The sequence below is a fragment of the Streptomyces griseorubiginosus genome (assembly GCF_036345115.1).
GTDB lineage: Bacteria > Actinomycetota > Actinomycetes > Streptomycetales > Streptomycetaceae > Streptomyces > Streptomyces griseorubiginosus_C.
Genome location: NZ_CP107766.1, coordinates 7,486,971 through 7,511,136 on the forward strand (window position 1 = coordinate 7,486,971; position 24,166 = coordinate 7,511,136).

General features: G+C 71.4%; 22 protein-coding genes and 1 pseudogene. 13 read left to right on the forward strand and 10 right to left on the reverse strand.

Features of this window, described 5'->3' with window-relative positions; all coding sequences use genetic code 11:
- Positions 1–146 precede the first annotated feature (146 nt).
- Positions 147–545, reverse strand: a complete 399-nt coding sequence (locus OHN19_RS33815) for a DUF3099 domain-containing protein (protein WP_330267839.1) — start codon at positions 543–545, stop codon at positions 147–149.
- Positions 546–788: 243 nt separating this feature from the next.
- Here OHN19_RS33815 and OHN19_RS33820 point away from each other — a divergent pair, with 243 nt between their 5' ends.
- Complete coding sequence (locus tag OHN19_RS33820; RefSeq protein ID WP_123759848.1) at positions 789–1,067, forward strand: GlsB/YeaQ/YmgE family stress response membrane protein; 279 nt, start codon at positions 789–791, stop codon at positions 1,065–1,067.
- A gap of 37 nt (positions 1,068–1,104) precedes the next feature.
- Here the strand turns inward: OHN19_RS33820 and tyrS are convergent, their stop codons facing one another.
- The 3 genes from tyrS to OHN19_RS33835 are packed head-to-tail and all read right to left on the reverse strand — an operon-like array spanning position 1,105 to position 5,344.
- A complete protein-coding gene (tyrS, locus tag OHN19_RS33825) occupies positions 1,105–2,373 on the reverse strand; it encodes a tyrosine--tRNA ligase (protein WP_330267840.1) in 1,269 nt (422 codons plus the stop codon).
- A gap of 56 nt (positions 2,374–2,429) precedes the next feature.
- Positions 2,430–3,824 (reverse strand): metallopeptidase TldD-related protein, encoded by a 1,395-nt coding sequence (locus tag OHN19_RS33830; RefSeq protein WP_330267841.1) that lies wholly within the window; start codon positions 3,822–3,824, stop codon positions 2,430–2,432.
- Positions 3,821–5,344 (reverse strand): TldD/PmbA family protein, encoded by a 1,524-nt coding sequence (locus OHN19_RS33835; protein WP_330267842.1) that lies wholly within the window; start codon positions 5,342–5,344, stop codon positions 3,821–3,823. Before OHN19_RS33835 ends, OHN19_RS33830 begins: the two co-directional genes overlap by 4 nt.
- 251 nt (positions 5,345–5,595) lie before the next feature.
- Between OHN19_RS33835 and fabG the strand changes: the two genes are divergently transcribed.
- The 3 genes from fabG (at position 5,596) to OHN19_RS33850 (ending at position 7,592) form a co-directional block, all read left to right on the forward strand.
- Positions 5,596–6,300, forward strand: coding sequence for a 3-oxoacyl-[acyl-carrier-protein] reductase (gene fabG / locus OHN19_RS33840; protein ID WP_330267843.1), 705 nt, complete (start codon positions 5,596–5,598; stop codon positions 6,298–6,300).
- Between the two features lie 5 nt (positions 6,301–6,305).
- Positions 6,306–7,073: an enoyl-ACP reductase FabI gene (gene fabI / locus OHN19_RS33845; protein ID WP_330267844.1), complete on the forward strand. Its 768-nt coding sequence runs from the start codon at positions 6,306–6,308 to the stop codon at positions 7,071–7,073.
- 165 nt (positions 7,074–7,238) lie between these two features.
- Complete coding sequence (locus tag OHN19_RS33850; RefSeq protein ID WP_330267845.1) at positions 7,239–7,592, forward strand: hypothetical protein; 354 nt, start codon at positions 7,239–7,241, stop codon at positions 7,590–7,592.
- Here OHN19_RS33850 and OHN19_RS33855 read toward each other — a convergent pair.
- Positions 7,567–8,262: a FadR/GntR family transcriptional regulator gene (locus OHN19_RS33855; RefSeq protein WP_330267846.1), complete on the reverse strand. Its 696-nt coding sequence runs from the start codon at positions 8,260–8,262 to the stop codon at positions 7,567–7,569. The two genes, OHN19_RS33850 and OHN19_RS33855, sit on opposite strands and share 26 nt — an antisense overlap.
- 70 nt (positions 8,263–8,332) lie before the next feature.
- Between OHN19_RS33855 and OHN19_RS33860 the strand changes: the two genes are divergently transcribed.
- The 4 genes from OHN19_RS33860 (at position 8,333) to OHN19_RS33875 (ending at position 10,847) form a co-directional block, all read left to right on the forward strand.
- Positions 8,333–9,697 carry a CynX/NimT family MFS transporter gene (locus OHN19_RS33860; protein ID WP_330267847.1) on the forward strand — a complete coding sequence of 455 codons (1,365 nt, stop codon included), beginning with the start codon at positions 8,333–8,335 and terminating at the stop codon, positions 9,695–9,697.
- Positions 9,698–9,767: 70 nt separating this feature from the next.
- Entirely contained in the window at positions 9,768–9,884 is a 117-nt protein-coding gene (locus OHN19_RS33865) for an SGM_5486 family transporter-associated protein (protein WP_123759839.1), read from the forward strand.
- Between the two features lie 172 nt (positions 9,885–10,056).
- A complete protein-coding gene (locus OHN19_RS33870) occupies positions 10,057–10,263 on the forward strand; it encodes a hypothetical protein (RefSeq protein WP_330267848.1) in 207 nt (68 codons plus the stop codon).
- A 65-nt stretch (positions 10,264–10,328) separates the two neighbouring features.
- Positions 10,329–10,847 (forward strand): histidine phosphatase family protein, encoded by a 519-nt coding sequence (locus tag OHN19_RS33875; protein WP_330267849.1) that lies wholly within the window; start codon positions 10,329–10,331, stop codon positions 10,845–10,847.
- Between the two features lie 76 nt (positions 10,848–10,923).
- Here the strand turns inward: OHN19_RS33875 and serB are convergent, their stop codons facing one another.
- Positions 10,924–12,138, reverse strand: a complete 1,215-nt coding sequence (serB, locus tag OHN19_RS33880; protein WP_330267850.1) for a phosphoserine phosphatase SerB — start codon at positions 12,136–12,138, stop codon at positions 10,924–10,926.
- A 1,628-nt stretch (positions 12,139–13,766) separates the two neighbouring features.
- A pseudogene (locus OHN19_RS44010) lies at positions 13,767–15,356 on the reverse strand (streptophobe family protein); the annotation flags it as partial.
- 239 nt (positions 15,357–15,595) lie between these two features.
- Here OHN19_RS44010 and OHN19_RS33890 point away from each other — a divergent pair.
- A complete protein-coding gene (locus tag OHN19_RS33890; RefSeq protein ID WP_330267852.1) occupies positions 15,596–18,232 on the forward strand; it encodes an FHA domain-containing protein in 2,637 nt (878 codons plus the stop codon).
- A 77-nt stretch (positions 18,233–18,309) separates the two neighbouring features.
- Here the strand turns inward: OHN19_RS33890 and OHN19_RS33895 are convergent, their stop codons facing one another.
- The 3 genes from OHN19_RS33895 to OHN19_RS33905 form a co-directional block, all read right to left on the reverse strand.
- Complete coding sequence (locus tag OHN19_RS33895; RefSeq protein WP_330267853.1) at positions 18,310–19,065, reverse strand: transglycosylase SLT domain-containing protein; 756 nt, start codon at positions 19,063–19,065, stop codon at positions 18,310–18,312.
- A gap of 299 nt (positions 19,066–19,364) precedes the next feature.
- The gene (locus OHN19_RS33900; protein ID WP_330267854.1) at positions 19,365–20,489 is read right to left on the reverse strand and encodes an S-adenosylmethionine:tRNA ribosyltransferase-isomerase; all 1,125 of its coding nucleotides are present in this window, start codon (positions 20,487–20,489) and stop codon (positions 19,365–19,367) included.
- The gene (locus tag OHN19_RS33905) at positions 20,486–21,181 is read right to left on the reverse strand and encodes an SDR family NAD(P)-dependent oxidoreductase (RefSeq protein WP_330267855.1); all 696 of its coding nucleotides are present in this window, start codon (positions 21,179–21,181) and stop codon (positions 20,486–20,488) included. Before OHN19_RS33905 ends, OHN19_RS33900 begins: the two co-directional genes overlap by 4 nt.
- Positions 21,182–21,367: 186 nt before the next feature.
- Here OHN19_RS33905 and OHN19_RS33910 point away from each other — a divergent pair, with 186 nt between their 5' ends.
- From OHN19_RS33910 to OHN19_RS33925, 4 genes are all read left to right on the forward strand, one after another.
- Positions 21,368–22,513, forward strand: a complete 1,146-nt coding sequence (locus OHN19_RS33910; RefSeq protein ID WP_330267856.1) for a GAF domain-containing sensor histidine kinase — start codon at positions 21,368–21,370, stop codon at positions 22,511–22,513.
- Entirely contained in the window at positions 22,506–23,147 is a 642-nt protein-coding gene (locus OHN19_RS33915; protein ID WP_330267857.1) for a response regulator transcription factor, read from the forward strand. The genes OHN19_RS33910 and OHN19_RS33915 overlap by 8 nt, the downstream gene beginning before the upstream one ends.
- Positions 23,148–23,303: 156 nt before the next feature.
- A complete protein-coding gene (gene chpE / locus OHN19_RS33920; protein WP_330267858.1) occupies positions 23,304–23,549 on the forward strand; it encodes a chaplin ChpE in 246 nt (81 codons plus the stop codon).
- 196 nt (positions 23,550–23,745) lie between these two features.
- Positions 23,746–23,985, forward strand: coding sequence for a chaplin family protein (locus OHN19_RS33925; protein ID WP_330267859.1), 240 nt, complete (start codon positions 23,746–23,748; stop codon positions 23,983–23,985).
- Positions 23,986–24,166 lie beyond the last annotated feature (181 nt).

Consider the following 24,166-nt stretch of genomic DNA (forward strand, 5'->3'; position numbering starts at 1 on the left):
CACGGGGGGAGCTGCCCGGCGTCGGTCCGTCGCTCCGACGGGGGATGCGGAGCGCGTAGGAAGTATGTCACGGGTAACCCGTCGCCCGGCACTGGAACAACATGATTGATCTGAGCTTTTCTTGAGCTTGGTGCGGGGCGGACTTGTCATGTCCGTTCGTGCGGTTCACCGCGTACACCCGCCGTCGGTTCACCCGCACCGTCTTCCGCCGAGCGTTCCGCGAAGTCCCCGTCCGCACGCGGCGGCATGATCATCGGCCGGGTCGGAGCGGTCACGAACGTCGACGGCAGCGAGGGCGCGTTCTCCCGCCCCGCGTTGGCGATGACGACGGCGATGTAGGGCAGCACCGCCCCGAGCACCAGCGCCACGATCGCGACGTGCCGTTCGACGTTCCAGAGCGTGGCCGCGAGCACCACGGAAATCGTACGGACGGTCATCGAGATGACGTACCGGCGCTGACGTCCGCGCACGTCCTCCTGGAGGCTCGTCCGGGCGCCGGTGATCCGGAACACCTGGGCGCTGCCGCCGCCATGCTGCTTCCGCATCACATTCCACCATCCGCCCGCATCGGACTCCCGCCGCCCCGTGTCGCTCCGTACCCGGTGGAGGTACCGGGCCCGGACACCTTCCACGGTACGCCGCACCTGCGCCGCCTACGAGACCGGGGCACCCCCGCCGGCGCGGACGGCCTCACCCCCGGCACGTACGGCCGTGCCCGGCATGCGGCGTAGGGCGAACGGGCCGACACTGGCCGTAATGCTCACGTCGAGCCGTACGAGGAGGCAGCCATGGGCTGGTTGTGGGCGATCATCGTGGGATTCGTGCTGGGCCTGATCGCGAAGGCGATCATCCCCGGCAAGCAGCACAGTCCGCTCTGGCTGACCACCATCTTCGGCATGCTGGGCGCGATCGCCGGCAACGCCATGGCACGTGGGTTCGGCGTGGACGAGACCCCCGGTATCGACTGGAGCCGCCACGTCTTCCAGCTGATCGCCGCGATCGTCATCGTCGCGTTCGGCGACATGCTGTACATGGCGACGCTGGGCAAGAGGAAACACCGGACCTGACGCAAGGGGCGCGGAGAACCCCGCGCCCCTTCTACGTTCAGGCTCCGGTGACCTCGACAGCAGCGAGGTTCTTCTTGCCCCGGCGCAGCACGAGCCAGCGACCGTGCAGCAGGCTTTGCGCAGCGGGAACAGCGTCTTCGGCGGTGATCTTCACGTTGTTCACGTAAGCGCCACCCTCCTTGACCGTCCTGCGTGCGGCCGACTTGCTGGCGACCAGTCCGGTCTCAGCCAGCATGTCGACGACCTGCGTCAAGCTGTCGATCTTGATGCTCGGCAGCTCGGAAAGGGCCGCGGCCAGGGTCTTGGCGTCCAGCTCCGCCAGCTCACCCTGCCCGAAGAGGGCGCGGCTCGCGGCGATCACCGCGGCCGTCTGGTCCGCGCCGTGCACCAGCGTCGTCAGCTCCTCCGCCAGCGCCCGCTGCGCGGCACGGGCCTGCGGACGCTCCTCGGTCTGCTTCTCCAGCTCCTCCAGCTCCTCGCGGGACTTGAAGGACAGGATGCGCATGTACGTCGAGATGTCCCGGTCGTCCACGTTCAGCCAGAACTGGTAGAACGCGTACGGCGTCGTCATCTCGGGGTCGAGCCAGACGGCACCGCCCTCGGTCTTGCCGAACTTGGTGCCGTCCGCCTTGACCATGAGGGGCGTCGCCAGACAGTGCACCGAGGCGTCGGGCTCCAGGCGGTGGATCAGGTCCAGGCCCGCCGTGAGGTTGCCCCACTGGTCGCTGCCGCCCTGCTGGAGGGTGCAGCCGTAGCGCCGGTACAGCTCCAGGAAGTCCATGCCCTGGAGCAGCTGGTAGCTGAACTCCGTGTAGCTGATGCCCTCCTGGGACTCCAGACGGCGCGCGACCGAGTCCTTGGTCAGCATCTTGTTGACGCGGAAGTGCTTGCCGATGTCCCGCAGGAACTCGATGGCCGACAGGCCGGCCGTCCAGTCCAGGTTGTTGACCATCGTCGCGGCGTTCTCGCCCTCGAAGGACAGGAACGGCTCGATCTGCGCGCGCAGCCGGGTCACCCAGGCCGCGACGGTCTCCGGGTCGTTCAGCGTGCGCTCCGCCGTGGGGCGCGGGTCGCCGATCTGGCCGGTGGCCCCGCCCACCAGGGCCAGCGGGCGCAGACCGGCCTGCTGGAGCCGGCGCATCGTGAGGACCTGGACCAGGTGTCCGACGTGGAGGGAGGCCGCGGTCGGGTCGAAACCGCAATAGAACGTGACGGGACCGTCCGCGAGCGCCTTGCGCAAAGCGTCCTCGTCAGTGGACAGGGCCCACAGCCCCCGCCACTTCAGCTCGTCGACGATGTCCGTCACGGTTCTCGTATCTCCTAGGAAGTTCCTCGGGCGGTCGAGTGACTGCCGCTACGAGGTTATACGCCCTGACTGACAGAACTCATATTGAAATCCGGCACCCGCAGCGCCGGCATCGCGGCCCTGGTGAAGTAGTCGCTCCACTCCCTCGGCAGCGTCTTCTCGGTCCGCCCCGCCTCCGTCGCCCGTCCCAGCAGGCCGACCGGCGACTCGTTGAACCGGAAGTTGTTGACCTCGCCGGTCACCTCGCCGTTCTCGACGAGGTACACGCCGTCCCGGGTCAGCCCGGTCAGCAGCAGCGTGGCCGGGTCGACCTCGCGGATGTACCACAGGCAGGTCAGCAGCAGCCCGCGCGTGGTGTTCGCGACCATCTCCTCCAGGGAAAGGTCCGAGCCGCCGTCCAGGACGAGGTTGCCGGCCCCGGGGGCGACGGGCAGTCCGGTCAGGCCCGCGCTGTGCCGGGTGGTCAGCAGATGCGCCAGCTCGCCCTCGCGGACCCAGTCGGTGGCCGCGACCGGCAGACCGTTGTCGAACACCGACTGGTCGCCCCCGGAGGAGTGCGCGACCACGAAGGGCGCGCACTCCAGTCCGGGCTCGTTCGGGTCGCTGCGCAGGGTCAGCGGCAGCTCGGTCAACTGCTCGCCGACCCTGGTGCCGCCGCCCGGCTTCGAGAACACCGTGCGCCCCTCCACCGCGTCCCGCCCGGACGCCGACCACTGCTGGTAGATCAGCAGATCGGCGACGGCGGTCGGCGGCAGCAGCGTCTCGTACCGCCCGGCGGGCAGCTGGACGCGCCGCTCGGCCCATCCGAGGCGTACGGCGAGCTCGGCGTCCAGCGCCGCCGGGTCGACGTCCTTGAAGTCCCGCGTGGAGCGTCCGGCCCAGGCCGAGCGGGTACGGTCCGGCGACTTGGCGTTGAGCTCCAGCGTGCCGTTGGGCTGGTCGTGGCGCAGCCGCAGCCCCGTGGAGGTGCCCAGGTACGTCGACACCAGCTCGTGGTTGGCGAAGCCGTACAGCTCGCGGCCGCCCGCACGCGCGCGTGCGAAGGATTCGCCGAGCGCGGGCGCGAAGTCGGCGAAGACCGCCGATGAGGTCTCGGCGGGCGCGTCCGTGAAGTCCGGGGACTCCGGTACGCCGGTGACCAGCGGCTGGGCGTCCTCGGCGGGCCCGGCGCCGCGCGCGGCGGCCTCCGCGGCCCGTACCAGCGGCTCCAGCTCGTCGGCGGTCACCGCCGACCTCGAGACGACTCCGGAAGCGGTGCCCTCCTTGCCGTCGACGGTCGCGACGACGGTGAGCGTGCGCCCGCGCGTGACGCCGTTCGTGGTGAGGGCGTTGCCGGCCCAGCGGAGGTTGGCGGTCGACTGTTCGTCGGCGATCACGACACAGCCGTCCGCCCGCGACAGCGCGAGCGCCTGCTCGACGATCTCGTGCGGCTTGTTGGTGCGGGCGCTCATCGACCGGCCTCCTGCGTGGTGTTGAGGATGTTGACGCCCTTGAAGAGGGCCGACGGGCAGCCGTGCGAGACGGCCGCGACCTGGCCCGGCTGGGCCTTGCCGCAGTTGAAGGCACCGCCGAGGACGTAGGTCTGCGGGCCGCCCACCGCGGCCATGGAGCCCCAGAAGTCGGTGGTGGTCGCCTGGTAGGCGACGTCCCGCAGCTGCCCGGTGATCCGCCCGTTCTCGATCCTGAAGAACCGCTGGCCGGTGAACTGGAAGTTGTAGCGCTGCATGTCGATCGACCAGGACCGGTCCCCGACGACGTAGATCCCGCGGTCCACGCTCCCGATGAGGTCCTCCGTGGACATCCCGGCCGGGTCCGGCTGGAGCGACACGTTGGCCATGCGCTGCACCGGGACATGCCCGGGGGAGTCGGCGTAGGCGCACCCGTTGGAGCGCTCGAAGCCGGTCAGCTTCGCGATCCGCCGGTCCAGCTGGTAGCCGACGAGCGTGCCGTCCTTCACCAGGTCCCAGGACTGGCCCGCGACGCCCTCGTCGTCGTAGCCGATGGTCGCGAGGCCGTGCTCGGCGGTGCGGTCACCGGTGACGTTCATCAGCTCGGAGCCGTACTTCAGCTTGCCGAGCTGGTCGAAGGTGGCGAAGGAGGTGCCGGCGTAGGCCGCCTCGTAGCCGAGCGCGCGGTCCAGCTCGGTGGCGTGGCCGATGGACTCGTGGATGGTCAGCCACAGGTTGGACGGGTCGACCACGAGGTCGTACAGGCCCGCCTCGACGCTCGGCGCGCGCATCTTCTCGGCGAGCAGCTCCGGGATCTGCTCCAGCTCGCTCTCCCAGTCCCAGCCGGTGCCGGTCAGGTACTCCCAGCCGCGTCCGACCGGCGGCGCGATGGTCCGCATGGAGTCGAACTCACCGCTGGACTCGTCGACCGACACGGCCGTCAGGGACGGGTGCAGCCGGACCCGCTGCTGCGTGGTGACCGTGCCCGCGGTGTCGGCGTAGAACTTGTTCTCGTGCACGGTGAGCAGCGAGGCGTCGACGTGGTTGACCCCGCTCGCCCCCAGCAGCCGCGCGCTCCAGTCCGCGAGCAGCGCCGCCTTCTCCTCGTCGGGCACCGAGAACGGATCGATCTCGTACGTCGAGATCCACGTACGGTCGGCGTGCACGGGCTCGTCGGCGAGCTCCACGCGCTCGTCGGACCCGGCCGCCCGGATCACCTGCGCGGACAGCTTCGCCATGGCCACGGCCTGCGAGGCGACCTTGGCGGCGGCGTCCAGCGTCAGGTCCACGCCCGACGCGAAGCCCCACGTGCCGCCGTGCACGACCCGCACCGCGTACCCGAGGTCGGTGGTGTCCGAGGATCCGGCGGGCTTGGCGTCCCGGAGCCGCCAGGACGCGCTGCGCACCCGCTCGAACCGGAAGTCCGCGTGCTCGGCCCCGAGCGCACGCGCGCGTGCCAGCGCGGCGTCGGCGAGGGCGCGTAGGGGAAGCGCTGTGAAGGCTTCGTCGATGGTATGAGGCACCTGGGTCTCTTCCTGTCGGGAGGGGGTCAGCGGCGGTTGCCCCCGATCATGTCGCGGCCACCGGTGCCCGGACCACACGTTTGTGACCGCTGCCGCCATCTTTCTGTAGAGACCCGACAGCGAGCCCCGTGAGCCACTGTCGGTGCCCGAATGTCCTCAGGACGGGACGGCCCGATAGGTTTTCGGAGAAGCCGCCTGTCATCCAGGGTGTTCGGGCGGGTGTGTCAGACCCCTATGGAAAGGGTGATCCGTTGAGCCGCTCGGTTCTCGTCACCGGAGGCAACCGGGGCATCGGCCTCGCCATCGCCCGCGCTTTCGCCGACGCCGGCGACAAGGTCGCCATCACGTACCGCTCGGGTGAGCCGCCGGCCGGCTTCCTCGCGGTCAAGTGCGACATCACCGACTCCGAGCAGGTGGAGCAGGCCTACAAGGAGATCGAGGCCGAGCACGGCCCGGTCGAGGTCCTGATCGCCAACGCCGGCATCACCAAGGACCAGCTCCTGATGCGCATGTCCGAGGAGGACTTCACCTCGGTCATCGACACCAACCTCACCGGCACCTTCCGCGTCGTCAAGCGCGCCAACCGCGGCATGCTGCGCGCCAAGAAGGGCCGCGTCGTCCTGATCTCCTCGGTCGTCGGCCTCTACGGCGGCCCCGGCCAGGCCAACTACGCCGCCTCCAAGGCCGCGCTGGTCGGCTTCGCGCGCTCCCTCGCCCGTGAGCTGGGCTCGCGCAACCTCACCTTCAACGTCGTCGCACCCGGCTTCGTCGACACGGACATGACGCAGGCACTCACCGACGAGCAGCGCGAGAACATCGTGAAGCAGGTCCCGCTCGGCCGGTACGCCCAGCCCGAGGAGGTCGCCGCGACGGTGCGGTTCCTCGCCTCCGACGACGCCTCGTACATCACTGGAGCCGTCATCCCCGTTGACGGCGGACTGGGAATGGGTCACTGATCACCATGAGCGGAATCCTCGAGGGCAAGCGCGTCCTGATCACCGGTGTGCTGATGGAGTCCTCCATCGCCTTCCACGCCGCCAAGCTGGCCCAGGAGCAGGGCGCGGAGATCATCCTGACCGCGTTCCCGCGGCCCACGCTGACCGAGCGCATCGCCAGGAAGCTCCCGAAGCCCACCAAGGTCATCGAGCTCGACGTCACCAACGACGAGCACATGGGCCGCTTGGCCGATGTGGTCGGCGAGGAGCTCGGCGGCCTCGACGGCGTCGTGCACTCCATCGGCTTCGCCCCGCAGGACGCGCTCGGCGGCAACTTCCTGAACACGCCGTTCGAGTCCGTGGCCACCGCCATGCACGTCTCGGCGTACTCCCTGAAGTCGCTCACCATGGCCTGCCTGCCGCTGATGCAGAACGGCGGCTCGGTCGTCGGCCTCACCTTCGACGCGCAGTACGCCTGGCCGCAGTACGACTGGATGGGCCCGGCCAAGGCCGCCCTGGAGGCCACCAGCCGCTATGTGGCCCGTGACCTGGGCAAGCAGAACATCCGCTGCAACCTGATCTCCGCGGGGCCGCTCGCCTCCATGGCCGCCAAGTCCATCCCGGGCTTCAGCGACCTGGCCTCCGTCTGGGACAACCGCTCCCCGCTGGAGTGGGACCTCAAGGACCCGGAGCCGGCCGGCAAGGGCATCGTCGCCCTGCTGAGCGACTGGTTCCCGAAGACCACCGGCGAGATCATCCACGTGGACGGCGGCCTGCACGCCATCGGCGCGTGACGCTGCCACTGAGGCTCGGCCGGGGCTGAGGGCCCGCACCTGTCATGGGTGCGGGCCCTCACCCGTTCGGCGTACCAGGCCGGGCACTCCACGGCCACAACTGGGCACTCTGGATTACGCGTTCACCCGCGCTTCCCTCCCCAGCACGGCCGAGGAGGTCCCCTTGTGCGCCTGTCCCGCAGTCTGGCCTCAGTGACCGCAGCCGTCTGTCTCGTGATGTCCCCGCCGTACGACGCGATGCCGCACACGCGCGTGCAGGCGCGTGAAGCCGCACCGCCGGAGCCCTTCGGGGCCTCGTGCCGCAGCCGGGTCGCCGGTTCCCGGGTGATCTCCTACTGCCACAACCCGTATCCCCGCACCGACGGCGTCCGCCTGCACATCGAGTGCGCGCGCTGGTGGGACCTGGACAGCGACGGCCCCGAGGTCGAGGCGGGGCCGGCGCAGACCGTACGGCTGACCGGACGGTGCTGGAAGGAGGTCCGCTCGGTGTGGATCAGCCACCGGAAGCTGGCGCTGTGAACCGCCCCGGGCGGCACAGGAACGGGTAGCCGGCCGCCTCCCGCGCGGCGGCACCGGCGTCGCCCGCGCGGATCGCGTCGACCAGCCGGGTGTGGTCCATGTACGTCTCCGGCGTCAGCTCCTCGCCGACGTCCTCGCGCAGCCAGTCCCGCAGCACCTCGCCGAGGTCGGCGTACATCTCGGTCATCACGTCGTTGTGCGAGGCGGCCACCACGGCCAGGTGGAAGGTGGAGTCCGCGGTCACGAACGCCTCGGCGTCCCCCGACGCCCATGCCTCCTCACGCCGCACCAGGAGTGTGTCGAGCTGCTTGAGGTCCTTCTCGGTGCGCCGCTCCGCGGCCAGCCGGGCAGCGGACGACTCCAGGGTGGAGCGCAGCTCGGCGATGTGCCGGGGGTCCGCGTCGGCGAACCGGCGGTGCATCACGCCCGCCAGCTCACTGGTCGCGACGACGTACGTCCCCGAGCCCTGCCGGATGTCCAGCAGGCCGTTGTGCGCGAGGGCCCGCACGGCTTCACGGACGGTGTTGCGGGCGACTCCCAGCTGCTCGACCAGCTCGGGCTCGGTCGGGATCCGGGAGCCGACCGGCCACTCGCCCGAGGTGATCTGGTTGCGCAGCGCGGCGATGACCTGCTCGGACAACGCCGAGCGGCGGGGATGGCTCAGGGGCATGGCACACCTTCGCACGGGCGGGACGACGGAGGACGTCCCGGGGATGGACAACCAATCATCCCATGATTCTATGATGGGTGTCATGGCACGCGAGGAAACCCGGACGATGAAGCCCACGGTCGCACCCACCCCGCCCGTAGGAGGACCCCTGACACCCGCCCCGCGCGCGTGGGCGGTGCGGCTGGTCGTCGTCGGCATCGTGCTGTCCGCGCTCAACCTCCGCCCCGCCATCACCAGCCTCGGCGCCCTTCTCGAAGAGGTCCGCGACGGACTCGGCATGAGCGGCAGCGTGGCGGGGCTGCTCACCTCGGTGCCTCCGCTGTGCTTCGCCCTCTTCGGCGTCACGGCCCCCCGTCTGGCCCGCCGCTTCGGCGCGGGCGCGGTGGTGTGCGCGGGCATGGTCGCCATCACGGCCGGCCTGCTCATACGGCCGTACACGGGCTCCGTGCCGGGCTTCCTGGCCGCCAGCGCCCTCGCCCTCATGGGGATCGCCGTCAGCAACGTCCTGATGCCGGTCATCGTCAAGCGCTGGTTCCCGGACCGCGTCGGCTCCATGACCGGCCTGTACTCGATGGCCCTGGCCCTCGGCACCTCGGCCGCGGCCGCCGTGACCGTGCCGCTGACCGGGGCACTGGGCGGCGGCTGGCAGTCCGGGCTCGCGGTGTGGGCCGGCCTGGCCGGGGCCGCCGTACTGCCGTGGATCCCGCTCGTACGGGACAGGGGAGCCGGGGCCGACGCGGGGAGCGTGCACACGCGTGTGGAGGGCTCCGGCCCGCTCCGGCACGTGCACACACGTGTGGAGGGCGCCGGACCCGTCCAGCACGTGCACGCGCGTGTGGAGCCGCCCGCGCTGCGGATCACCCGGAGCCGGACCGCCTGGGCGCTCGCCGTCTTCTTCGGGCTCCAGGCCACCGCCGCCTACATCACCATGGGCTGGATGGCGCAGATCTTCCGGGACGCGGGCGTCCCCGCGGGCACCGCCGGACTGTTGCTGGCCGTCACGATGGTGATGGGCGTCCCGCTGGCCTTCGTCATCCCGCGGGTGGCCACCCGGCTGCCCCACCAGGGCCCGATCGTGCTCGCGCTCGGCGTCTGCGGTCTCGCCGGGTACGCGGGCCTGTACCTCGCGCCCGCCGCCGGCGCCTGGGCCTGGGCCGTCCTGCTCGGCGTCTCCAACTGCGCCTTCCCGCTGGCCCTCACCATGGTCGGGATGCGCGCCAGGACCGGCGCGGGCGTGGCCCAGCTGTCCGCCTTCGCGCAGAGCACCGGCTACTTGATCTCCATCCCGGGACCACTCCTGGTCGGCGTGCTCTACCAGCACAGCGGCGGCTGGGGGCTGCCCATCGCGCTCATGATCGGCCTGATGATCCCGCAGATGGCGGTCGGCGTGCTCGCGGGCCGCGACCGCACGGTGGAGGAGGAGGCGGCCCGCTGAGGCTCCCCCCGGTCCGGGTAAGAGGGGCCCTGACGGTCCCGGTAAGAGACCGGGGTGCGAGACTGGCCGCATGCCAGTGCTCGACCCGAACCCCCAGAACGGCCAGAAGAAGATGCTGCTGGTCTTCGGCTCGTTCCTCGCCATCTTCGTCGTCATCGCGATCATCGCGACGATCGCCTCACCCTGATCCGGTGCCCCGCTCCCCGGGCGGCGGTGGGGATAACCCCCCTGTCCCCTAGGGGGCGAGTCTCAGGGTCAACTGGGTGGATCACCGGATGGGTTGAGGGCTCCCGGATCCGTACCTTCGAGTTGTGACCGCGAGAAGCGGACCACCGAGGACGCGAAGACCGGAGGCGCTCATGTCGGCCCCTACGCACACCCCGCCTCACCCGGCGACCCGGGGCGGCGTCGACATCCGGCTGCCCTGGTGGGCCCTCGCCCTGCCGGCGCTCGCCTTCGTCGTGCTCCTGACGCTCATCCTCAACCCCGCCGACGCGCACGCGGCCTCCGGCGACCCCGCCGTCACCCAGTTCCTGGAGCGCGTACAGCAGCTCATAGCGCGCTGAGCACTCACGAAGCCGCCCGTCAACTCCCTGCGCCCCATGGCCTGTTTCATGCGAAGCTGGATCCCATGAGCGTCGCAGAACCCCGCAGGATTGTCCTTTTCCGGCATGCGAAAGCCGACTGGCCACAGGTCGCCGACCATGAGCGGCCGCTCGCCGACCGGGGCCGAAAAGATGCAGCGGAAGCCGGACGGCGGCTGACCGACTCCGGCATCCCCTTCGACCTGGCCCTCTGCTCCACCGCGACCCGGACCCGGGAGACCTGGAAGCTCGCGGTGCAGGAGTTCCCGCACCGGCCGAAAACCGTCTACGAGGAGCGGATCTACGAGGCCTCTCCCGGCGAGCTGATCGCCGTGCTCAACGAAACCCCGGACGACGTGCACAACGCCGTCCTGGTCGGCCACAACCCGGGTGTGCAGGGCCTCGCCGACATCCTCGCCGGCGCTGCCGAGGGCGACGCCCGCCGACGGATGAGCGAGCGCGGCTTCCCCGCCGCCGCCTTCGCCGTCCTGTCCTTCAGCGGCCCCTGGAAGACCCTGGAGCCCGGCGTGGCCACCCTCGTGGACTACTGGGCACCCTCCGACTGACGGCGACTCCACCCGCGCGAGACACGACAGGGGCCCGGCACCGCGAAGGTGCCGGGCCCCTGGCCGATCCGTCCGGTCAGTCCTCCTCGTGCGCGTCCGCCGCCTCGACCTCTTCGCGGGTGACGCCCAGCAGGTACAGCACCGTGTCCAGGAACGGCACGTTCACCGCGGTGTGCGCGGCCTCCCGTACCACCGGCTTTGCGTTGAAGGCGACCCCGAGCCCGGCCGCGTTCAGCATGTCCAGGTCGTTGGCACCGTCGCCGATCGCCACCGTCTGGGACAGCGGCACTCCCGCCTCGGCGGCGAACCGGCGCAGCAGCCGCGCCTTGCCCGCGCGGTCCACGATCTCCCCGGTGACCTTGCCGGTGAGCTTCCCGTCGACGATCTCCAGCGTGTTCGCCTGGGCGAAGTCCAGCCCGAGCCGCTCCTTCAGGTCATCGGTCACCTGGGTGAACCCGCCCGAGACGACACCGACTTGGAAGCCGAGCCGCTTCAGCGTACGGATCAGGGTGCGCGCGCCCGGCGTCAGCCGGACCTCGCTGCGCACCTTGTCCACGACCGAGGCGTCCAGCCCCTCCAGCAGCGCCACGCGCGCGTGCAGCGACTGCTCGAAGTCCAGCTCGCCGCGCATCGCGGCCGCGGTCACCGCGGCGACCTCGTCCTCGCAGCCGGCGTGCGCGGCGAAGAGCTCGATCACCTCGTCCTGGATGAGCGTGGAGTCCACGTCCATCACGACCAGCCGCTGCGCCCGGCGGTGCAGACCGGCGGCGACGACGGCCACGTCCACGCCGAGCTTGGCGGCGTCCGTCACCAGGGCGGTGCGCAGCGGCTCGGTCTCCACGCCGGACACCGCGAACTCGACGGCCGTGACCGGGTACTTGGCCAGCCGGAAGATACGGTCGATGTTGCCGCCCGCCTTGGCGATCTTCGCGGCGATCGCGGCGGTGGCCTCCGCGGTGAGCGGGTGACCGAGCACGGTGACCAGGGAACGCCCCAGCCCGCGCGGCCGGTTGTCACCGAGACCGGAGATGATCTCCGCCTGCATCTTGATCGACTCCGCCCAGCTGTGGACGGTCGCCCGCAGATCGCCCTCCTGCGGGCGTGGCGGCGCGGTCACGAGCGCGCACAGCACCATTCGGCCACGTGTGACGACCTGCTCGATGTCGACCACGTCGACCGAGTAGGCGGCGAGGGTGTCGAAGAGGCCGGCCGTGATGCCCGGCCTGTCCTTCCCGAAGATCTTGACGAGAAGGGTGGGGACGTCGGGAGACGAGGTCTGCGAAGCGCTCATGGTGTTCCCACCGTATCCGGCACCCAGTGCCTCCTGCTCCTTCGGTCCGTCTGACGGACAGGGAACAGTGGGTGTCGAGGGGGTGGCGGGGGGATTGCGGGGTGGGGGCGGATTCTGGGAGAGGGGTGTCGAGGGGCGGGGGCGAGCCGCACCGGGGGTGGAGGTCGGGCGCGCCTGCGTGGACGCGGGGGCGCCGGCAGGGCCATGGCTACGACCCCGCACATCCCTGGACCATGTCGTGCTGCGTCCGTTCAGTGCCTCATCGGTCTGGGCGCGCCCAGCTCACAGGCACCCTGCCGTCGGGTGCGGCGCTCAGCACTGGCGCGGCCCCCCGGCCGTCCGCCCGCGCCTCCGCGCCCGGTGCCGTATCAGCGCCGTCCCTTCGGCTTCCCGGGCGGTGGTGGAGGCGGGGGCGGTGGGGGAGGAGGCGGCGGGGGCTGTCGGCCCTCGTCCCCGGAGGCCGGTCGTCGGTTGCCGGGCCGCCGCCTGGGTGGCGGCTGGGGGCTGATCATCGTGGGGGCGCCGTAGACGTTGTCGTCGCCGGGCGGTGGATCCTCGTCGGGGCGACGAGGCCCGCCGGGAGGCGGAGGGCCTGCCTCGGGAGACTGACCCGAAGCATCGCGCTGGGGTCCCTGGGGCCGGCCGCTCTCTCCGGCCGACTCCGGCCGGTACCCGCCGGGCGATCGCGGCCCCTGAGCAGGCGGCACAGTCCCAGGCCACTTCCTGCCCGCCGCGCCGGAACCGTACCGCTCGGGTCGCCCCGGCCCCTCCTGGGAGACACCTCGTGGCTCTTCCCAGTGCTCCTCACGGCCTGTCCCCGGCTCGCCACCACGCTCTTGCTCTCCCCAGTGGGCCTCACCACGCGGACCCCGTCCGCTGCCCTCACCTTCCGAGCCCCGCCGATCACCCCGGCCCCCAGGCGCGCGCCCACCTGCGCCACCCGGCCGTGCGTCCTCCGGTCCCCGCAGTTCCTCCGGCACGCGCAGATACGGGTTCGTCTCCGGGTTCGGCGGCCGATAGGGCGTACCGGGCACATAGGGTCCGCCCTCGCCACCGTACGGCTCCGCGCCACCCCCGTACCGTTCCGTCCCCGCGGGATACGGCTCCGCGTCACCGCTGTCCCGTCCCGTCCCCTCGTGGTAAGCCCCCGCTTCACCGCCGTGCGACGAGGACCCACCCTCGTACGCCCCGGCCCCGCCTTCATGCGACCACGACGCTCCGCCAGACGCCCCGGCCCCGCCACCGTCGTACCCTCCGGGCCCACCTGAGGGCGCCCCGGCCCCGCTCCCGCGGCCCCCGCCGCTCCCGTGACCCGCCCCGCTCCCGTGCCCCCCGCCTTCCCCCGGACGCGAGCCCGCCTCACCCGCAGCACTCCAGGCGCCCCCACCCCCGGGCACGCCACCCCCACCCAGGTCGCCCCCGCCATACGGCCCAGACCCCGGCGCCCCAGGCGCCCCGGAACCGAACCCCGCACCAGCGCCGGTCCCCACACCCGGCCCAGCCCCCGCCGCCCCCGAACCGAACCCAACACCGGACCCCACACCCGGCACGGGCCTCACACCAGACCCAGGCCCTACACCCAACCCCGCACCAGCACCCGACCCCACACCCGCCCCAACCCCACCCCGCCCCAAGTCACCCCGTGCCGGCCAAGCCGCCCGAGACCCCGCCGCCCCCGTCGCCCACGCCAGCAACGCCCCCGCCGCCCCGGCCGCCGCCCCCCACACCGCCCCGATCAGCACCGCCATCCCGAGCTGCCCCCGCAACTCCACCCCGGCCCCGAACGCGTCGAACCCCAGTACCGACAGCGAGGCATCCACCGACACCTCCGTCAGCCAGGCGAGCAACGGCAACGTCAGTGCCGTCGCGACCCCCAACCGCAGCGCACACCGCCCGGCGAAACCAAGGGCCCCCGGATCCCGTACACCTCCAGAGTCACCCCCGACCACACCCACGGACCCCGACCCCGAACCCGGCCCCGGCCCCCACCCCGACTCACCGCGCGCCCCGCCAACCGCACCTCGCCCCTCACCGACCCCACTCCACCCCGCACCCGCTCGATCCGCTCCACCGGCAACCGAACCGACAGCCTCACCAACCCCCCGACCCCCCACCGGCGTCCGCGCAGCGGTCAGCACCCCCGCCAGCAGCATCATCAGCGCCGCCCCCACCCCCAGCAGCCACACCCGCCCGTCCAGCTCCGCCAGCCGCCCCAGCGTCACCGACTGGTCGGAGTCCGAGTCGAGCAGTCGGTCCAGGGGGTCGGGGAGGAAGTTCGTCAGGACACCCGTCGCGCGGCCGTCGAAGGGGACGAACAGGCCGATCGGGATGCCCAGCCAGACCCCGTTCGGCGCCCCGAGCAGCGCCGCGCCCGCGATCCGCTTGGGGTGGTCGTCGCCGATCGCCGCGTACGCCCCCGCCGAGAGCCCCGCGACCACCGCGACCAGCAGCACCGTCACCAGGGCGGACACGGCCGGCCGTACGACCCGGTGCACGGCCTCCCAGTCGCGCGGCAGCGGGGTACGGCGCGACGCCAGCAGCGCGACCAGCAGGATCCCGACCGACCAGCCCAGCCCTCCGAGCAGCGTCGGCACGGTGTCCACCGTGAAGCCGACCGCGGCCTTCGCGTCGACAAGGTCGCCGATCCGGTCGGGCAGCAGTCCGCCGATGTCCCCGACGTCCCCCAGCCCGGGGATGTCGAGACCGCCGCCCCCGCCCGCCCCGGGCAGCTTGTCGAGCCCCAGCGAGCCCCCGTCGATCGTGATGACGTCGTGCCCCGCCCAGGCCAGCCCGCCCAGCATCGCCACGAACAGCGCCACCACGGACCCGGCCCGCGCCAGCAGCTCGGAGGGTGCGATCGCCGCTCCGGCCCCCCGCAGGGACCGTAGGAAGAACCATGACAAAAGCACCGCGCCGACCAGGCTGACGCCCAATGGCGTGATCTCGATGGCGGTCTTCGCCTGCGCCCCCGTCAGCCCGAAGGCGGACACGTCCCCGGAAGGCGTCACCGAACCGCCAGCCGCGAGAGCCACCACCGCCGCGGTCATCGGGCCCAGCGAGGCCGCGGAATCGGCCTCCAGCAGATGCAGGCCGAGCGCGGCCGTACCGGCCATCCCGATCAACGCCCAGCTCACGGACGCGATCGCGGACAGCAGGATGTCCCCCCACGGCAGCCGCACGCCCCGCCCCGCGGTCTCGACACTCCTGGACGCACTCATGGCAGACCCCCCGATCCGCGGCGCGGCTGAGACCGCGCTTGTCCCCCTCGCGTGGATTACCCACTCTCCGGGTCGGTTTCAACCCCGTCAACGGAACCGTCCGAAGCGCGCGAACGTGGTCTTCTCGGGGCTCGGGTTTCGGTCAGGAGGCGGATCCTGAAATAGTTCCCGACGATGTTCGACATCCCTACACTCCCTGTGACGGGGGCAATTCGGGGGACTACTCAGTGGGGCTTGGCGTGCCGGAACTCGTACTGGAAGCGAATGGACGCACTTGGACGCTCGATCCGTCCCGGGCGTACGGCCTGGGGCGTGATCCGCAGGGTGACATCGTGTTCGACGACGCCAGGGTGTCCTGGCGGCACGCCACGATCAGCTGGAACGGGCACGGCTGGGTCATCGAGGACCACAGCAGCACCAACGGCACGTTCCTGCACGGGCAGCGGATCCACCAGTCGGAGATCGGCCCGGGCGCGGCCGTCCACCTCGGCAACGCGAGCGACGGCCCGCTGCTGAGCCTCACCGGCACCGCGGCCCCGGCCGCGCAGCCCCAGCAGCGGTACGCCGCACAGAGCGCGAACCCGGGCTGGGCCCAGCAGGCACCCCAGCAGCCGGCCGCACAGCAGGCTCCGCACCAGGCTGCTCACCAAGCTCCTCAGCAGGCCGCGAACCAGGCCGCGAACCAGGCCTCACACCAGCCCCCGCCCCAGGCCGCGCACCAGGCCGCGAAGTCCGGCTGGCCACAGCCCCAGCGACCGCAGCCGTCGAACCAGTCGCACCAGCCGCAGCGGATCCCGCAGCAGCAGGGCCCCGGCGGGGGCGCGGGCTCCGACGCCCCGCCCGTCTACGGCGACCGCAGCCCGACCACGTTCCACCAGTTCACCATCGGTCGCATCATGCGCATCGGCCGTGCCCTGGAGAACGACCTGGTCGTCTCCGACCTGCAGGTCTCCCGCCACCACGCCGAGTTCCACTCGATGCCCGACGGCCGCATGGAGATCCGCGACCTCGGCTCGCACAACGGCACGTACGTCAACGGCCAGCCGATCGCCAAGGGCGGCTCGCTGATGCTCGGCGCCGCGGACATCGTCGGCGTCGGCCACTCCACGTTCCGGATCGTCGGGGACCGCCTCGAGGAGTTCGTCGACACCGGCGAGGTCTCCTTCTCCGCGCGCCACCTCACGGTCACGGTCGACGGCGGCAAGCAGATCCTCAAGGACGTCTCCTTCGGCGTCCCGGAGAAGTCCCTGATCGCGGTCATCGGACCGTCGGGTTCCGGCAAGTCGACCCTGCTCAAGGCGCTCACCGGCTACCGGCCCGCCAACCAGGGCGACGTCCTCTACGACAACCGCAACCTCTACAAGCAGTTCGCCGAGCTGCGCCAGCGCATCGGTCTGGTCCCGCAGGACGACATCCTGCACAAGGAGCTGACCGTCAAGAAGGCCCTCAAGTACGCGGCCAAGCTCCGCTTCCCCGCCGACACCACCGGCGAGGAGCGCGAGAACCGCATAGACGAGGTGTTGCGCGAGCTGAAGCTGGACGTGCACAAGGAGAAGAAGGTCACCGCCCTCTCCGGCGGCCAGCGCAAGCGCGTGTCCGTGGCCCTGGAGTTGCTCACCAAGCCGTCCCTGATCTTCCTGGACGAGCCGACCTCCGGCCTCGACCCGGGCATGGACCGCGATGTCATGCAGCTGCTGCGCGGCCTCGCCGACGACGGCCGCACGGTCCTCGTCGTCACCCACTCCGTCGCCGAGCTCGCCCTGTGCGACAAGCTCCTGGTGATGGCCCCGGGCGGCGCGGTCGCCTACTTCGGCCCGCCCGAGGAGGCCCTGAACTTCTTCGGCTACGACACCTGGGCCGACGTCTTCTCCGCCTTCGAGAACTACCGCGACTACGACTGGGCCGGACGCTGGAAGGGCTCGCAGCACTACCAGATGTACGCCGCGGACATAGACGCCGTAGCGCCGCAATCCGTACAGACGCCTCCGATGCAGGGCATGAAGCCGCCGAAACCGCAGGGCTGGATGGGCCAGTTCGGGACCCTCGTGCGCCGCTATGTCTCGGTGATCGCGTCCGACAAGGGCTTCCTGGCCCTGATGGTGATCCTTCCGGCCGTGCTCGGCGCGGTGAGCCTGCTGATCGACTTCGGCGACGCCCTGCTGCCCAAGCCCATCGACCCGAGGACCAAGCTCCCCGAGCCGAACAGCACGGCCACCACCGTGCTGCTGATCCTCGCGGTCGGCGCCTGCTTCGCCGGCGCCGCCAACTCCGTCCGTGAACTGATCAAGGAACGGGTCATCTACGAACGGGAGCGGGCCACTGGCCTGTCCCGCTCGGCCTACCTGATGTCCAAGGTCTTCGTGCTCGGCGTGATCACCGTGCTCCAGGGCCTCATGGTCGGCGTCATCGGCTTCGCCAGCCGCGGCCTGCCCAAGGAGGGCCTGGTCCTCGGCAACGCCACCCTCGCGGAGCTGTGCCTGCCGATCATGGGCCTCGGGTTCACCTCGATGATGTTCGGCCTGATCATCTCCGCACTGGTGAAGACCTCCGAGAAGACCATGCCGCTGCTGGTGATGTTCGCGATCATCCAGGTGGTCTTCACCGGCTGTCTGTTCACCCTGAACGGCAAGATCGGCGTCAACGAGCTCTCGTACCTGATGCCGTCCCGCTGGGCGGTCGCCGCCGCCGGCGCCACGCTGGACTTCAACCAGGTCAACCCGCCCGTCAAACCCGGCGACTCACCCGACCCGCTCTGGGACCACACGGTCACCACCTGGGGCCTGAACATGATCGCCCTCGTCGCCCTCGGCGTGGTCTGCGGTTTCTTCGTGGCCCGCTTCCTGCGCCGCCACGAGCCCGAGGTCATGCGCAAGTAGCCGACCGCCTACGACCGCGAAGGGCGGCCCCCGCCACGGGGAGCCGCCCTTTTCGCGTACGAGAGGTCCGCGCGACCTCAGTACGCGCTGTTCACGTTGTCCATCGAGCCGTACCGGTGGGCCGCGTAGTTCGCCGCGGCGGTGATGTTGGCGACCGGGTCGTAGATGTTCCAGGACGTGCCCGCGACGTGGTAGGCCTGGAACGTCGGCGGGATCACCTGGAGCAGCCCCTTCGAGGGGATGCCGTTGATGGCGTTGATGTCCCAGTTGTTGATCGCGTTCGGGTTGCCCGAGGACTCCCGCATGATGTTGCGGTACAGACCGTTGTAGCTGCCCGGGATGCCCTTGGACTTCATGATGTCCAGGGACTCCTTGATCCAGCCGTCCAGGTTGTTGGCGTAGGACTTGCGCACGGCGGCCTTCAGCTTGGCGCGCTGCGCGGACCGGCTCGCGGCCTTGGCCTTGCGGGCCTTCTCGGCCTTCTTGGCAGCGGCCTTCTTCTTGGCGGCGGCAGCGGCGGCCGCCTTCTTCTTCGCGGCCGCGACAGCCTTGGCCTTGGCGTCCGCCTTGGCCTTCGCCGCGGCGGCCTGGCTCTGGAGGCTCTTGGCGGCCAGCTGCTCGCTGACGTCCCCCTTGAGGCCCTTGAGCTGCTCGGAGGAGTACTTCACCGGGGCGGAGGAGACGGCGGCCTCGGAGGTGGTGGTCTCCGCGTTGCCCGGCACCGCGCTGAGCGCCACGGCGGCGGCGCCGAGCGTGGCGACACCGGCGACGGCGATCTTGTGGCGCTTGGTGAGAGCACGACGATGACCACGAGTGAAGGTGTTCTTGAGCATGCGGGATGGACCTCTTCGAATAGCGCGGAGGTCGCTCGCTGTCCGGTGGGGGACACGGGTGCTTCCGGCACAAACGCCGCGGTGGGAACCCGCGGCGCTGAGCGACGAGAGCCATTCTTAGCGGCCGCAAAATGCCTGGGCAAAGGTGTGACGTACGATCCCGGGTAGTGGAGCCCGGGAGGGCAAAACGGGACAGACTGGAACGTCTGCCCCGTTCATGCGGGAAGCCTTTGTCTCCTATTTCTCTTCGTACGTGATCTGCGCCCTATGTGCGGGCTCACACCGGACGCACAGCGGTCTCACCAGCAGTTGCTGAAGCAATGCTCTGTGTGAGGATCCTCCTCAGGCAGGAGGAGATGCACGTCCCCGAACTCGTGCCACAGGTAGCGCCCGCGCAGCGCCTCCTCGTAGCCGCGCTCGATCGCCGCCCGCCCCGCGACCGCCTCCAGCATCAGCAGATGCGAGGCCTCCGGCTCGTGCAGCCCGGTCAGTAGCCCGTCCACCACCCGCACCCCGCGCTCCGGGGTCACCACGAGGTCCGTCCACCCCGTACGCGCGCGTACGACGCCGTCGGCCCCGGCCGCCGACTCCACGGCCCGTACGGCCGTCGTGCCCACGGCGAGCACCCTGCCGTCCCCGGCCCTCACCGCGTTGATCAACCGCGCGGAGGTCTCCGGCACCGAGAACCGCTCCGGATACGGCGGCTCGTGCGCCTCCGCCGAGGCCACCCCGGTGTGCAGCGTGACGGGCGCGAACATCACCCCCCGGCTCACCAGCTCCGCCACTGTCCGCGCGGTGAAGGGCCGCGCCGCACTGGGCATCTCCGCACTCCCCGACCCGTCCGGGGCCGGCAGCGCGAACACCGTCTGGTAGACGGACAGCGGCTGGTCCCGCTCCGTGTAGGAGTACCGAATCGGCCGCCCGTGCTCCCGCAGCAGCCCGAGCACCTCCCCGCCGCCGAGGGCGCCACGCACCCGCGCCCACCACAGCCGCTCGCTCACCGCCTCCTCCAGAACCAGCCGCACACCCCCCGGCAGCCGCAACTCCGTCCCCGCGGGCCCGCCCGCACGCGCGCGTGTGGTGCCCCTCCCGTCGGGATCCCGCAGCTCGACCGCCCACCGTCCGTCGTCCCCGCGCGTGGAGAAGTGCACCACCACACGCGTGTGCCCGACCCGCCCGTCGACGGCCGCGGCCAGCGTGCGGGAGGTGTTCACCACGAGCAGGTCCCCGGCCCGCAGCAGCCGCGGAAGCTCGGCGAAGGAGTGGTGCGCCACCTCGGTGCCCCGCGACACCAGCAGCCGTACGGCGTCCCGGTCCAGCCCGGGCCCGCGCTGCTCCGCCGGCACCCGCGCCGACAGCTCCTCCGGCACGCTCGCCCACCGTGCAATGGGCCCGCGCGGGGGAACCCCCATCGCGACCGTCATCGCCCCTCCAACAGCGCCGGAGCCCCGTACCGCCCACTCGCCGGCCGCTCGTCCAGCAGCCGCAGGAAAGCCGGCACGACACCGGCCGGCTCCGGCCGCGGCTCCTTGTCGTCCGGTACGGCCGCCGCGTACAGGTCGGTCGCCATGTCCCCGGGATCGACGGCCCACACCCGCAGCCGCGGCTCCTCCTCGCCCAGCACCGCCGCGAGGTGGTCCAGGGCGGCCTTGGACGCCCCGTAGCCGCCCCACGTCTCGTACGCCTCGGCGGCGGCGTCCGAACTGACCGCGATCACCGTGCCCGCCTCCGACGCCCGCAGCAGCGGCAGCGCCTCCTGGACCAGGCCCAGCGCGGCCACGACGTTCACCTCCAGCGCGCGGCGCAACCCGTCCAGAGGCAGCTCCTCGAGGCGCGTCAGCGGCTCGGCACCCAGCGCACTCGCGTTGTTCACCAGCAGATCGACGCCGCCGAGCTTCCAGGCCGCGGCCACCAGCTCGGAGCGGTGCGCCGGATCCGTGACGTCCCCGGGCAGGGCCGAGACCCGGTGCCCGTGTGCGGCGAGCGCGGTCGCCGTCTCGCTCAGGGCCTGTGCCGTCCTGGCGTCGAGCACCAGGTCCCAGCCCCGCGCGGCCAGGGCCTCGGCGAGCGCCCGCCCCAGGCCCTTCGAGGCCCCCGTGATGATCGCAACCGGCATGACATCCGTCCCCTCGTCGTCCACGCCTCCAGGTGGGCGTGCCCCCAACGTAGGAACGGCTCCGGCCCCGCCGCCTCGGACGAGGGCCGCAGAGCGGCGCGGCCCTTCGCCCTAGGTCCCTTGCCCTAGTCGGGCGCGGTCACAGGTCCGATCCGCACTGTCACACCCCGCCCGTACGCTGAGGGCATGAGTCAAGGTCCCCGGTCCGGCCTCGCCGCGGTGAGCTCCGCGCTGCTGGCCATGAGCAGGCATCTCGAGGTGCGTGACGTCCTCAAGACGATCGTCGCCTCGGCCCGCGAGCTGCTCGACGCCCAGTACGCCGCCTTGGGTGTCCCGGACGACCACGGCGGCTTCGCCCAGTTCGTGGTGGACGGCGTCAGCGACGAGCAGTGGAAGGCCATCGGCCCGCTCCCGCGCCAGCACGGCATCCTCGCCGCGATGCTGCACGAGGCCCGGCCGGAGCGCCTCGCGGACGTCCGCAAGGACCCCCGCTTCGAGGGCTGGCCCTCCGCCCACCCCGACATGGTCGACTTCCTGGGCCTGCCGATCCGCGACGGCGACGAGGTCATCGGCGCGCTCTTCCTGGCCAACAAGAACTGCCCCAAGCCGGAAGGCAGCTGCGGCTTCACCGCGGAGGACGAGGAACTCCTCTCCATCCTCGCCCAGCACGCCGCCATCGCACTCACCAACGCCCGCCTCTACGAACGCAGCCGCGAGCTGACGATCGCCGAGGAGCGCTCCCGGCTCGCGCACGAACTGCACGACGCCGTCAGCCAGAAGCTCTTCTCCCTGCGCCTGACCGCCCAGGCCGCCGCGGCCCTCGTCGACCGCGACCCGTCCCGCGCCAAGGGCGAACTGCACCAGGTGGCCGTGCTCGCCGCCGAGGCTGCCGACGAACTGCGCGCCGCCGTGGTCGAGTTGCGCCCCGCCGCGCTCGACGAGGACGGCCTGACCGCCACCCTCCGCACCCAGATCCAGGTCCTGGACCGCGCCCACACCGCCCGCGTGACCTTCGCCGCCCGCAACTTCCGCGCACTGCCCGCCTCCCAGGAGGAGGCCATGCTCCGCGTCGCCCAGGAGGCCCTGCACAACGCGCTGCGGCACTCGGGCGCCGAGCACGTCGACGTGACCCTGGACCGGCGGGGCAGCGGAGCCGTCCTCAGGGTCACCGACGACGGCAGCGGCTTCGAACCGAAGGCGACCCGCCGCGCGGGCCGCCACCTCGGCCTGGTCTCCATGCGGGACCGCACCAGCGGGGTCGGCGGCACGCTGACCGTGGAATCGGCGCCCGGCAAGGGCACCACGATCGAGATGGAGGTCCCCGGTGGCTGACGCGATCAGGGTCCTGCTCGTCGACGACCACCAGGTCGTCCGCCGGGGGCTGCGCACGTTCCTCGAAGTGCAGGACGACATAGAGGTCGTGGGCGAGGCCGCCGACGGCGCCGAGGGAGTCGAGCGCGCCGAGGAACTGAAACCCGACGTCGTCCTCATGGACGTCAAGATGCCGGGCATGGACGGCATCGACGCCCTGCGCCGACTCCGCGAACTCGACAACCCCGCACGCGTGCTCATCGTCACCAGCTTCACCGAACAGCGCACCGTGGTCCCGGCCCTGCGCGCGGGCGCCGCCGGATACGTCTACAAGGACGTGGACCCCGACGCCCTGGCCGGCGCCATCCGCTCCGTCCACGCCGGCCACATCCTGCTCCAGCCCGAGGTCGCGGGTGCCCTGCTGTCCCAGGAGGAGAACAACTCCGGCCAGGGCAGGGGCGGTTCGCTCACCGAGCGGGAGCGCGAGGTCCTCGGACTGATCGCGGACGGCCGCTCCAACCGGGAGATCGCCCGTGCGCTGGTCCTCTCCGAGAAGACCGTCAAGACCCACGTCTCGAACATCCTGATGAAGCTCGACCTGGCTGACCGCACACAGGCCGCGCTCTGGGCGGTGCGCCACGGTATGGCCGGTTGATCCACGCGCTGAGCGGCAATACGGAGGGTTCCGCTCCGGAGTGAGATTCATACCGTCGTGGGAATGTCCCCCGGACGGCGCAACCTCTGTCGATCTCCGCCGTTCTCCAGGCGTGCTGCGGCGACTGCCGCGGCAATCGCTAGGGAGGGCTCAGCAGTGAAGAACCTGAAGAAGGCAGCGGCCGTGACGATGGTGGCCGGCGGGCTGATCGCCGCCGGTGCCGGTATGGCCTCCGCCACCGAGGGCGCGCACGCCGACGGGAAGGCCGTGGGCTCGCCCGGCGTCGTCTCGGGCAACCTCGTCCAGGCGCCGGTCCACGTCCCGGTGAACGCCGTGGGCAACAGCGTGAACGTCATCGGTGTGCTGAACCCCGCCTTCGGCAACCTCGGCATCAACCACTGACTCCCCGCCTTCAGCGGGCAGTGACTTCGGCCTCCCGGACGCGCCACGCGTCCGGGAGGCCGGTCCGCTTGTCGGGCGAATGGCCCGAACGGGCAGTCCTGCGAGTATTTCCGCACCGTCCCGCAGGCCCTCCACGTTGATCAGCTCACGACCCGCGGCCGGGTCGGATCCGCGAACGCAGGAGGAAACGCTTCCCATGAACATCGCCAAGAAGGCCGCCGTGGCCATCACCGTCGCCGGTATCGCCACGGGCGCCGCTGCCGGTGCCGCTGTCGCCGACGCGGGTGCCGACGCCGCGGCCGTGAAGTCGCCGGGCGTCGGCTCGGGCAACGTCGTCCAGGTCCCGGTCCACGTCCCCGTCAACGTGGTCGGCAACACGGCGAACCTGATCGCCCTGCTGAACCCGGCGTTCGGCAACGCCGGCGCGAACGACTGACGTCGGGTCTGAACCGGAGGGCCTCTCAAGTCAACGGCGACTTGAGGGGCCCTTGGTGTTGGCTGCCGTGGAGGAGGGGCGGTCGTTCGGCTGCGGGCCGGTGGGGGTTGCTCGCGCAGTTCCCCGCGCCCCTGAGTCGCTACAGCTGAGCCCTGTTTTCAGGGGCGCGGGGAACTGCGCG

Coding starts and splice junctions, on each gene's coding strand:
- OHN19_RS33875 (WP_330267849.1), top strand. CDS start 10,329: ATGAGCGTCGCAGAACCCCGCAGGATTGTCCTTTTCCGGCATGCGAAA.
- OHN19_RS33860 (WP_330267847.1), top strand. CDS start 8,333: ATGATGGGTGTCATGGCACGCGAGGAAACCCGGACGATGAAGCCCACG.
- OHN19_RS33820 (WP_123759848.1), top strand. CDS start 789: ATGGGCTGGTTGTGGGCGATCATCGTGGGATTCGTGCTGGGCCTGATC.
- OHN19_RS33895 (WP_330267853.1), bottom strand. CDS start 19,065: ATGCTCAAGAACACCTTCACTCGTGGTCATCGTCGTGCTCTCACCAAG.
- OHN19_RS33830 (WP_330267841.1), bottom strand. CDS start 3,824: ATGAGCGCCCGCACCAACAAGCCGCACGAGATCGTCGAGCAGGCGCTC.
- OHN19_RS33870 (WP_330267848.1), top strand. CDS start 10,057: ATGTCGGCCCCTACGCACACCCCGCCTCACCCGGCGACCCGGGGCGGC.
- OHN19_RS33925 (WP_330267859.1), top strand. CDS start 23,746: ATGAACATCGCCAAGAAGGCCGCCGTGGCCATCACCGTCGCCGGTATC.
- OHN19_RS33865 (WP_123759839.1), top strand. CDS start 9,768: ATGCCAGTGCTCGACCCGAACCCCCAGAACGGCCAGAAGAAGATGCTG.
- OHN19_RS33905 (WP_330267855.1), bottom strand. CDS start 21,181: ATGCCGGTTGCGATCATCACGGGGGCCTCGAAGGGCCTGGGGCGGGCG.
- serB (WP_330267850.1), bottom strand. CDS start 12,138: ATGAGCGCTTCGCAGACCTCGTCTCCCGACGTCCCCACCCTTCTCGTC.
- OHN19_RS33900 (WP_330267854.1), bottom strand. CDS start 20,489: ATGACGGTCGCGATGGGGGTTCCCCCGCGCGGGCCCATTGCACGGTGG.
- fabI (WP_330267844.1), top strand. CDS start 6,306: ATGAGCGGAATCCTCGAGGGCAAGCGCGTCCTGATCACCGGTGTGCTG.
- OHN19_RS33815 (WP_330267839.1), bottom strand. CDS start 545: ATGCGGAAGCAGCATGGCGGCGGCAGCGCCCAGGTGTTCCGGATCACC.
- OHN19_RS33855 (WP_330267846.1), bottom strand. CDS start 8,262: ATGCCCCTGAGCCATCCCCGCCGCTCGGCGTTGTCCGAGCAGGTCATC.
- OHN19_RS33910 (WP_330267856.1), top strand. CDS start 21,368: ATGAGTCAAGGTCCCCGGTCCGGCCTCGCCGCGGTGAGCTCCGCGCTG.